The sequence below is a fragment of the Lentzea sp. HUAS TT2 genome, from assembly GCF_051853195.1.
Classification (GTDB): domain Bacteria; phylum Actinomycetota; class Actinomycetes; order Mycobacteriales; family Pseudonocardiaceae; genus Lentzea.
Window position 1 is genome coordinate 8,978,592 of sequence record NZ_CP196667.1, and the last position, 9,751, is coordinate 8,988,342.

The 9,751-nt window shown below is 69.2% G+C and carries 9 protein-coding genes; 8 read left to right on the top strand and 1 reads right to left on the bottom strand.

Annotated features, from left to right (window positions below; translation table 11 throughout):
* Positions 1–22 precede the first annotated feature (22 nt).
* Positions 23–439 carry a hypothetical protein gene (locus ACSHWB_RS42620; RefSeq protein WP_439659008.1) on the top strand — a complete coding sequence of 139 codons (417 nt, stop codon included), beginning with the start codon at positions 23–25 and terminating at the stop codon, positions 437–439.
* Between the two features lie 177 nt (positions 440–616).
* On the top strand, positions 617–1,096 hold the full coding sequence (locus ACSHWB_RS42625; protein WP_439659009.1) for a hypothetical protein: 480 nt from the start codon (positions 617–619) through the stop codon (positions 1,094–1,096).
* Here ACSHWB_RS42625 and ACSHWB_RS42630 read toward each other — a convergent pair.
* Entirely contained in the window at positions 1,093–2,670 is a 1,578-nt protein-coding gene (locus ACSHWB_RS42630) for an MFS transporter (RefSeq protein WP_439659010.1), read from the bottom strand. The two genes, ACSHWB_RS42625 and ACSHWB_RS42630, sit on opposite strands and share 4 nt — an antisense overlap.
* 486 nt (positions 2,671–3,156) lie before the next feature.
* Between ACSHWB_RS42630 and ACSHWB_RS42635 the strand changes: the two genes are divergently transcribed.
* From ACSHWB_RS42635 to ACSHWB_RS42660, 6 genes are all read left to right on the top strand, one after another.
* Positions 3,157–3,918, top strand: coding sequence for an ESX secretion-associated protein EspG (locus ACSHWB_RS42635; protein ID WP_439659011.1), 762 nt, complete (start codon positions 3,157–3,159; stop codon positions 3,916–3,918).
* Between the two features lie 417 nt (positions 3,919–4,335).
* On the top strand, positions 4,336–4,716 hold the full coding sequence (locus ACSHWB_RS42640; protein ID WP_439659012.1) for a hypothetical protein: 381 nt from the start codon (positions 4,336–4,338) through the stop codon (positions 4,714–4,716).
* Between the two features lie 45 nt (positions 4,717–4,761).
* Positions 4,762–6,414 (top strand): PPE domain-containing protein, encoded by a 1,653-nt coding sequence (locus ACSHWB_RS42645; RefSeq protein ID WP_439659013.1) that lies wholly within the window; start codon positions 4,762–4,764, stop codon positions 6,412–6,414.
* On the top strand, positions 6,411–7,166 hold the full coding sequence (locus ACSHWB_RS42650; RefSeq protein ID WP_439659014.1) for an ESX secretion-associated protein EspG: 756 nt from the start codon (positions 6,411–6,413) through the stop codon (positions 7,164–7,166). The genes ACSHWB_RS42645 and ACSHWB_RS42650 overlap by 4 nt, the downstream gene beginning before the upstream one ends.
* A 52-nt stretch (positions 7,167–7,218) precedes the next feature.
* Positions 7,219–7,731 carry a YbaB/EbfC family nucleoid-associated protein gene (locus ACSHWB_RS42655; protein WP_439659015.1) on the top strand — a complete coding sequence of 171 codons (513 nt, stop codon included), beginning with the start codon at positions 7,219–7,221 and terminating at the stop codon, positions 7,729–7,731.
* Between the two features lie 48 nt (positions 7,732–7,779).
* Positions 7,780–9,564, top strand: coding sequence for a hypothetical protein (locus tag ACSHWB_RS42660; protein WP_439659016.1), 1,785 nt, complete (start codon positions 7,780–7,782; stop codon positions 9,562–9,564).
* The last annotated feature ends 187 nt before the right edge of the window (positions 9,565–9,751 follow it).

Genomic DNA, 9,751 nt, shown 5'->3' on the forward strand with positions numbered 1-9,751 from the left:
GCCGATCTCGGGCTGGGACTGGATGCCCGCCGTGCGCGACGGTGGCACCGGCATCTCGGACCACGTCCGGTTGCGCGCCACCGGTGACGCGGTCATCGGCGATCCCCGCGGTGTGACAACGTTGTCCGCCGACCACCGGACCGCCGACATCGCCATCAGCGTGCCCGTCCGCAACACCGGCACCACCGTTCTGCCCGTCACGGTGCAGGCGGCGTTCTCGGGCGTGCAGCTCGCCAAGGCCGTCACGCTGGCGCCGGGCACGACCGAGGTCGCGCTCGGCACGCACACCCTGGCCGACCCGAAGCTCTGGTGGCCCAACGGTTACGGCGACCCGCACCTGCACGACCTGACGCTGACCGTCGTGGCCTCCGGCGCCGAGAGCGACCGGCGGACCACGCACTTCGGCATCCGCGAGGTCGCCTACCAGCAGGATCCCTGAAGACCCGCGTGAACGGCGTGCCGATCTTCTGCCGCGGCGGCAACTGGGGCTTCGACGAACTGACCGCGTGGCCGACCGGCGACGTCTGGTACGCGCACGACTGGTGCACCAACGGCAACCAGCGCCCGCAGCTCTACCAGGCCGCGATCGACGAGAGGCTCGGCGCTGCTGCTGTGGATGTCGCACCCGGCGTGGTACTCGACCGTCTGGCAGACCTACGACTACGACCTGGACGTCAACGGTACGTACTTCGGCGCGAAGAAGGCGTGCGAACCGCACCAAGTTCAGGCCTCTTCGGACAGTTGGCGCGTGACGGTCCTCAACCACACCAACAGCATCCTGCGCGGCCGCGTCGAGGCCACGGTCCACTCCCTGTCAAGAACGGTGCTGAGCACGCAGTCAGCCGACGTCGAGGTCGGGCCGTCAGCCAGGTCCGGCCTGTTCGAGGTGAGCCCGCACGCGTCGCCGTTGCACCTGGTGCGACTGCGGCTGTCCGACGGCGACCGGCGGACGGGCGCCCGCGCGATGCCGACGATCTACAGCGACAACCACCTGTGGCTGCTGCCAGGTGAGTCCCGCGAGGTCACGCTGTCCTGGCACAAGCGCGCCCTCACGTCCGAAAAGCCCCGCGTGACGGTCGAGGCCCACAACGCCTAGCCGGGCTTCTTCGGCTCCGCGAACAGCAGGTGCCGCACGTGTGCGGGCCCCTTGGCCAGCGCGCGTGCGGCGTCCTGGTTCTCCTGGTCCACGACGGTGCCGCGTTCGACGTGCTGGCGCAGGTGCTCCTGCCACGTCGCCACGGTGAAGGTCTCCAGGAACGTCTCGGGCTGCTCGGTGTCGCGGAACAGCCCCCACATCGTCGCCCCGGTCCGCCTGCGCGCCCGGCCGACGCGTTGCATGGCGTCGATGAACTCGTCCTCGTTCTCCGGCGCCACCGGCCACTCCACCGTGACGAGCACCGGCCCCGCGTCCGTGTCGGTGATCTCCGGCGGTTCCTCCCAGTACGTCGCCGGGCTGACGTCGAGCGGCCGGTCGTTGAGCGGCAGCCACCTCGTCGCCGCGAGCGCCAGCACGACCATGGCCACCGCGGGCGCGATCATGGCGACCTTGAGGCTGTAGGCGTCCGCGATCACACCCCACACGACCGCGCCGAGCGCCTGGCCGCCCATGAGGATCAGCTGGTAGTAGGCCAGCGCCCGTGCTCGCGTCCACGCCGGCAACAGCACCTGCGCGGTGGCGTTGAACGTCGACAGCGTCGCGATCCAGCAGGCGCCTGTCAGCAGCATCGCCACGATCACCAGCGTGAAGCTCTGCGTCAGCACCGCCGTGCTGGTCGACGCCGCGTAGACGAACGTCGCGAGCAGCACCATCGCGTTCTTGCTCATGCGCTGCAACAACTTCGGCACCACGAACGCGCCGCCGATCGCCCCGGCCCCGACGCTGCCGAGCAACACGCCGTACCCGCTGGCGTCGAGCTGCAACGGCCCGCGCGCGATGGCCGGCAGCAGCGCCCACAACCCGCTGCCGAACACGATGAACAACGTCAGCCGCGTGAGCACCCGCCGGAACAACGGCGAACTGGCCACGTACCGCGCACCCGTCCGCATGGCCGTCGTGATGTGCTCGGTCCCGAGCGGCCGGTGGTCCGACGGCCGCTTCCACCGCGTGAGCACGATCAGCACGCCGAAGAAGCTCACCGTGTTGAACGCGAACGTCGCCTCCGACCCCGCCACCGCGATCAGCAACCCGCCCAGCGCGGGCCCGATCGCCCGCCCGACGTTCATGTTGACGCCGTTGAGCAGCGCGGCCTGCGGAATCTCCTCGCGCGACACCAGTTCCGGCTGGATCGCCTGGAACGACGGCATCGACAACGCCTGCCCGATCGCCATGAGCGCCAGCAACCCGAGCAGGCCCGACGGCGTCGCCTTGTCCGTGCCCGCCAGCACCATCAGCCCGCCGGCGCCGAGCAGCATCAACGCCTGACCGGCGATCAGCACCTGCCGCCGGTCGAGGATGTCGCCCAGCGCACCCGACGGCACGACCAGCAGGAACACCGGCAGGGTCGTGGCGGTCTGGACGAGCGCGACCTGCAGGGCGCTGCCGCCGAGGTCACCCATGAGCCACTGGGCGCCGACGGTCTGCGCCCACGTGCCGATGTTGGAGGCGAACTGGGCGAGCCACAGCGCGCGGAAAGCGCTGCGACGCAGGGGCGCCCACGGGGAGACGGTCACGGGTCGATCTTCACACCTGAGGGGGCACGGTGCCGAGCACGACCGGCCTGCCGGTCCTGCTGAAACAGCTGACTTCGATCAACACTGAAGCCACAGGGAGAACAACCTCAAAGGGCGGCGGAATCACCCTGGCCGAAATGGAATTCGACCGGAGTCTCTTACCCTCGCGAGACGGTCGTTCCACCTCAAAAGTCTTCCATGAGACGTGATTTAGCTCACACCCGACCGGCGGAACACCCACCTCGGCGGCATGTGAACGCCCCGGCGACGTTCGCCCAGTTCATCCGCTGAGAGCGCTCCCGGATCCTGCGGAAACAAGCGTTCCCGCCGGCACCCTTCGCCCGGAAGTCGCCCGATTCCGGCACCCGCGACTGATTGTGAACATTCGTCTCAACCGGGTACGTATTCCCACAATGGGGAACGGCTGCCCCAATTCTGCCCGATACTGCGCGCAAAGCAGGCAGAGCAGAAAGGTTCCGAGCACTCGTGATCACGCCCGAGTACTTGCTGTCGACCCGCGAGTTCGAGGTGCTGTGGCAGACGCTGCGGCTCGGCAGAATGCCGTACCCGCTCGACGTGCCCAGCGAAGGAGCGACCGAGCAGGACGTCAAGACCTTGCAGGACAGGACGATCGCGGAGCTGCGCCGGCGCGGCATCGGCGACGACGCGCGGCTGGAGGACCTGTTGCGGCTGCTCGGCGACCACGAGGTGTCCGTGGACGCCGTCGCCGGTGTGGGCAGGACCATTCGCGCGCTGGCCGCCGCCAACGGGCCGGGGGCCGTGCTGGCCGTCATCGACGGCGAGAAGGTCGGGCTGTCCGAGATCAGGCCCACGGCGCTCGCCCGCGAGATCGTCAGGGTGTTGCCGGAGGGCGTGGCCGGTCCGGGCAGCGCGCTGTCGGTGCGGCTGGAGACGTTGCAGCAGGCAGTCGCGTTGCAGGAGGCCGAGCAGGAGGAGGACTCCGAGGATCCGTGGGGTGCGGCCGACGAGGAGCTCGACGACCGGGAGGCGTTGCTGAAGGCCGGGTTGTCGGCTCAGGACGCGCGGCAGATGGACGAGCTCGCGCAGAACCGGGTCGCCGGCGGCCAGTTCGGCGTCACGCACGGGCGGCACCGCGCTGACGTGGTCATCAACTGGTTCGACACCCACCAGGGGCGCTACCTGATGGTGCGCTCCGACGGGTGGCTCAGCCTGTCCCCCACCGACAACGACCGCATCGCGACCAGGATCGACGCGGTGCTGGCCTGAGAGCGGTGCGTTCCATCGCACAAGAATGATCCAAATCGGGCATCGCGGGCGTACTCTCCGGAGTGCGCCCGCGTTCTCGTCCGGGGTCGACCGATTCAGCCGATCCGGTGATGGGCGAACCAGGCTGTGACCAACCTCAAGAGCGCCCTAAATTCTAGAGATTTCCCCATGTGATTTGGGTCACATCAGGCCTGCGTCAAGGGCCGTTCCAGGGATGTGAACAGAGATCGGGAGTCCGAACGGGCAGCTCCCGAGAGCGCTCCCACAACCAGGGCAAACGATCACGTCCGTTACACGACGTTCACCTGGTCGTGGCCCGTTTCGGTCCGCCACAACGCATTGTGAACGCGGATCTCAATTGGTAACTCGCGTGCGGCAAAGTGAGCGATGCGCGAAAACACCCCCGATACTGCCCGCATGTACATCGTCGGTGACAACAAGGCTGTCCCGCTCGGCGACACCGTCAGCTCGGGTCAGGTGCAGATCGACCCGACCGCGGGCGAGGAACTCCGCAAGCAGTTCCAGGCCCAGATCGACCAGGTCGACTCGTGGATCGAGCGCGCCAACTCGAGCATCGCCCGCCCGGCGCCGCTTGGCGCGAACCCCGTCGGCGACAAAATGCGCGACAAGTTCACGCATCGCGCCGAGGGTGAGCAGTACTCGTTCGTCAGCGTCATGACCGCGTACCGCACGGTTCTGGAGCAGACGAAGAACTCCATCGTCGAGGCCATCGGGAACTTCCAGAGGCTCGACGAGGAACAGCAGGCCGAACTGAAGAAGCACATGGGTAACAGCTGATCTTGTGGCCAGCTGGTCCAACGGAGTGAGAGAGGCGAGCCGGTCATGCCCCCCGAGACCGACCCGAGCGAAGTCGAGAACGTCCCGGTCCTCACGGATCCGCAGAACTGGGCGTCTCGATCGCACCAAGAGCTGTATGCCGCGGTGCACAACAACAACGACCCCGGTGCAGCCGGCCAGATCAGCTCCGACTGGAGCAAGTACGGCAACGAGCTGACCGAGGCGTCCCGAGTCATCAACTCGGTCATCACCTCGTCCGAGTCCAAGTGGACGGGTGACGCCGCCGAGGCCGCCCGCGCCGCGATGAAGAAGCTCGGAACCTGGGTCGACGAGACCGCGAAGACAGCCGTCGAGGTCGGGAACAAGGTCGCCGACCAGGGTCGGGTCATGGAGTCCGCCAGGGCGCAGATGCCCCCGCCCATCCAGTTCGACTGGAACAAGGCCGCGGCCGCGCTGTCCCAGCCGGGTACGCCTGCCTTCGTGCTGGCGTCGGCGGACATCGCGCTGGCCAACGCCGCGTCGCGCGCCGCGCACGACCAGGCGGTCTCCGTGATGACCAACATGGAGAACAACTCCCGCCAGATCGACTCGACGACTCCCGCCTTCAAGCCGCCGTTCAACCCGAACACCGGCATGGTCGAAGAGCCCGTCATGGCGATGCCGCAGTCGAACGTCCAAGCGCTCAGCAGCGGCGTCGACGGCCTCATGTCCACCCAGGCGGCGAGCGCCGGTGCGGTGGCGGCCCCTCCGGCCGGCCAGCAGTCCGGCACCGGCACGACCGGTACCGGCGCCGGTGGTGGCGCGGGCGGTGGCAGTGGCGTGAACCAGCCCGCCGCGGCCGCGTACAACCCGTCGGCCCCCGGCTACACCGGTCCCGGTGGAGCAGGCGGCGGTGCGGGCGGTGGCGCCGGTGGTGGCGCGGGTGGCTACACCCCGCAGATGGGCAACACGAACACGAACACCGCTGCGGCGTACACGCCCACCGCCCCTGGTTACAGCCCCGCCAACACGGGCAGCACGTACACCAGCGGCAGCGGTGGTGGCAGTCCTGCCGCCTACACCCCGACCGCACCGGGCTACACGCCTCAGATGGGTCCTGGCGGCAAGTCGAACACAGGCCAGAACCAGAACGTCCCGAAGGTCCCGGTCGTCGGCAAGGACATCTCGAACCCGAACTACACGCCGCAGAACATCAAGGGCGGCCCCGCGGCCTACAACCCGTCGGCACCCGGCTACAACGGCCCCGGCGGTGCCGGTGGTGGCGCAGGCGGCGGTGGCGGTGGCGGCGGCGGTGGCGCGGGCATGAAGGGCGGCCCGATGCCGTACACCCCGCAGATGGGTGCGGGCGGTGGCGGCGGCGGTGCCGGTGGTGGCGCGTTCGGCGGTGGCGCCGGCGGTACCGCGGGTGCCGGCGGCTCGATGCAGTCCGGTGGCGCGGCCGGTGTCCAGGGCGCCCGTGGCGGCATGCCGATGGGCATGGGTCCCGGTGGCGCCTCGGCGGCCGGTGCCGGCATGGGCGCGGGTGCCCCGATGGGTGGCGCTCCCGGAGCCGGTGGCAAGGGCGAGGACGACAAGGAACACCGTTCCGCCAGCTACATCATGGGCGGCGACCTGTTCGAGGTCCCCGGTGAGAACCTGCCCCCGTCGGTGATCGGTGCCGCGAAGGTCAAGAAGCAGAAGGGGACCGAGTCGCAGTGATCACGCCCGAGTTCCTGCTCACCCCGCGCGAGTTCGACGTGCTGTGGCACGCCCTGCGGCTCGGCAGAGTGCCGTACCCGCTGGACGTGCCGAACGAGGGCGAGACCGAGCAGGAACGCCGCGTGCTCGTCACGAGGACGCTCGACGAGCTGCGGTCCCGCGGTCTCGTGGACAACCAGCGCCTCGAGGACTTCCTGCGGCTGCTCGACGACCACAAGGTGTCCGTGGACGCCGTCGCCGGTCTCGACCGCACCGTGCGCGCGCTCGCCGTCTCGAACGGTGAGCGCGCCGCGCTCGCGATCATCGACGACGACCGGGTGGGGCTGCTGGAGATCCGGGAGACCGGTATCGCCCGCGAGATCGTCAAGGTGCTTCCCGACGCCGTGCCCGGTCCGGGCACGGCGGTGAACGTCCGCGTCCAGTCGTTGCAGGACGCGGTCGCGCTGAAGGAGGCGGAGGAGTCCAGCGACTCCGACGACCTCTTCGGCGACGGCAAGGTGGACGACGAGGAGGCGCTGCAGCAGGCCGGCCTGTCGCCCCAGGACGCGAAGCAGTTCGGTGAGCTCGCGTCCAACCGCGTCGCGGGCGGCCAGTTCGGCGTGACCCAGGACCGCCAGCGGTCGGGTGTCGTGATCAACTGGTTCGACACCCACCAGGGCCGTTATCTGATGGTCAACTCGGACGGCTGGATGAGCGTCTCGCCGACCGACAACGACCGCATCGCCACCCGCATCAACGCCGTGCTCGCGTGATCTGACGCGTCACAGCCGAACCGCAGTTGAACCGCCGCCGCCGGAGGACCGTGTGAACCAGGCGAACCCTTATCAGTGGGTCGAAGAGTACGAGGCCAAGTTGGCCGACCTGAAGCAGAAGTCGGAGAACCTCACGGAGAACGTCGCGGCGGCCTCCGCGACCGTGACGTCGAAGGACGGCGCGGTGACGGTGACGGTCGGCCCCAACGGCGGCCTGCAGAACCTGCAGCTGGGGCACCGCGCGGTCGAGCTGGGCGGCCCCCGGCTCACCGCGCTGATCCTGGAGACCGCTCGGAAGGCCCAGAAACAGGCCGCCGAGCACGTCCTCGAGCTCTTCAAGCCCCTCGGTGAGGGCACCGAGGCCTACCAGATGGTCTCGGACTCGATCCCGGACGACGAGGACGACGAGGACACCACCGACCCGTACGACGAGGTCGACGACGAGCCGGAACCCGCTCCGGCTCCCCCGGTCAGCCGACCGGCGGCGGCGGCCCCGCAGCCCGCACCGGTTCGCGGCCGGCGCCCTGCGGACGACGACGATGACGACGACGACAACCCCTGGTAAGGAACAGCGATGACCGCGCCTGAAACTCCACTCCCGTCTCCTCCCGGGATGAAGATCACCGAGGAGAACAAGCTCAAGGGCTCGCTGTTCATCGAGGCCTACGGCTCCCTGATCGACGGCATCAGCAAGGACGCGGAGTCCGAGACCGAGAAGGCTCTCGACATCACGTTCAACGCCATCGGCGCGGCCTCGGCCACGGTGATGTTCGCGATCGACCCGCTCGGCAGCATCATCGGCGCCGGTGTCGGCTGGCTGATCGAGCACGTCTCGTTCCTGCGTGACGCCCTGAACCAGCTGATGGGCAACCCGGAGGAGATCCAGGCCAACGTCGAGGCCAACAAGGCCCGTGCGGCCGAGCTGCGGGTGCTGGCCGAGGACCACAAGAGCGGTCTCGCGACGTTCGACGGCTGGACGGGCGCGTCGTCCGAGCGCTTCAAGGCGTCCATGGACAACATGAGCCACGAGCTCGACGACCTCGCGAACGCCGTCGAGTCCAAGGCCAAGATCGTCGCGATCATGGGCATGCTCGTCACCGTCCTGCGCGACATCGTCCGCGACCTGATCGCCCAGCTGATCGGTTCGCTGATCGCCGGCGCGCTCATCGCGGCCGCCATGATGATCCCGACGTTCGGCACCTCGATCGCGGTCTTCGGTGGCTTCGCGGTCGGCAAGGCCGTCGCGCTGGGCGTCAACATCGCGTCCCGCGTCGCCCGCGTCGTCGCGGCCCTGGGCCGTCAGATGAAGCGCATCGGCGACCTCGACGACATCATGAAGAAGGTCAGCAAGGGCTGGGAGCGCTTCGAGAACTCCGCCGACGTCGCCGAGATCACCTACGAGGGCTACAAGGCCCAGAAGGGTGTCGACGACAAGATCGACGAGGCGATGGCGAACAGGGGCGGTGGCAACACCCCTCCCGGCGCCACCGACGGCAAGACCGCCTCGGACACGACCGGCACCGCGACCGCGACGCTGGCCAACGCCCGTGTCGGCACCGTCATGCCGGACGGCACCGCGCAGGGCACGCTCGCGAACGCCCGCATCGGCACCGTCCAGCCGGACGGGTACGCGCAGGCGACGCTCCCGAACGCGCCCCTCAGGCCGACCGAGGCGGGCGAGCCCGTGTACGCCTCGAAGCGGTTGGCTTCCGAGCCGCTGCAGCCGATGCAGGCCGTCCGCGCGATGGACGCCGCGGAGCCGATGCAGCCGTTGCAGGCACGTACGGCCATGGTCGCGGCAGAGCCGATGCAGCCGTTGCAGGCACGTACGGCCATGGTCGCGGCAGAGCCGATGCAGCCGTTGCAGGCACGTACGGCCATGGTCGCCGCGGAGCCGATGCAGCCGCTGCAGCGCGCCGAGGCGGTTCAGGCCCCGATGGCGTTCCAGCGGGCCGAAGCCGTTCAGGCTCCTATGGCGTTCTCCCGGGTCGAGGCTCCTGACGCTCCCGTGGCGTTCTCGCGTGCGATGGCCTCCGACTCCACGATGGTGTCGGGCGTCGGCATGACCTCGGGGACCCCGGTCCACGACGTCCAGCCGATGCAGGCGCGTGAGGTCTACACGAGCCCGGACACCCCGTCCGAGCCGCTGCAGGCCTCGTCCGGTTACGAGCCGCTCGCGCGCACGCAGATGTCGCACGCCTACGACGCTCTCGAGCCGTCGCAGCCGCGTGAGGTCTACTCCCGCGTCGACGCCGAGGCCGCGTACGAGAGCGTCAACCCGCTCATGGCGAGCGAGCCGCTGCAGCAGACGGTCGGGTACGAGGCAGCCGGCGGTGCCGCGGCCGAGCCCCTGCGTCCGACCATCGCGCACGAGCGGTCCGTCCGGCCGACAGAGTAAGTCCAGCCAACAGCCGGGATCCTGCGATCCCGCCTTGTTCTGATGCAGTTCTGGAGAATCGCCGCTCATGGCCAAGGGGAACGTCAATCCCAACCCAGCGCCGAACCCGGGAGCCAACCCTCCCCCTTCGGCACCGCCCACCAGCGGAACGGGCGGAGGCGGCCCCACCGGCAACAGCGGCTACTCC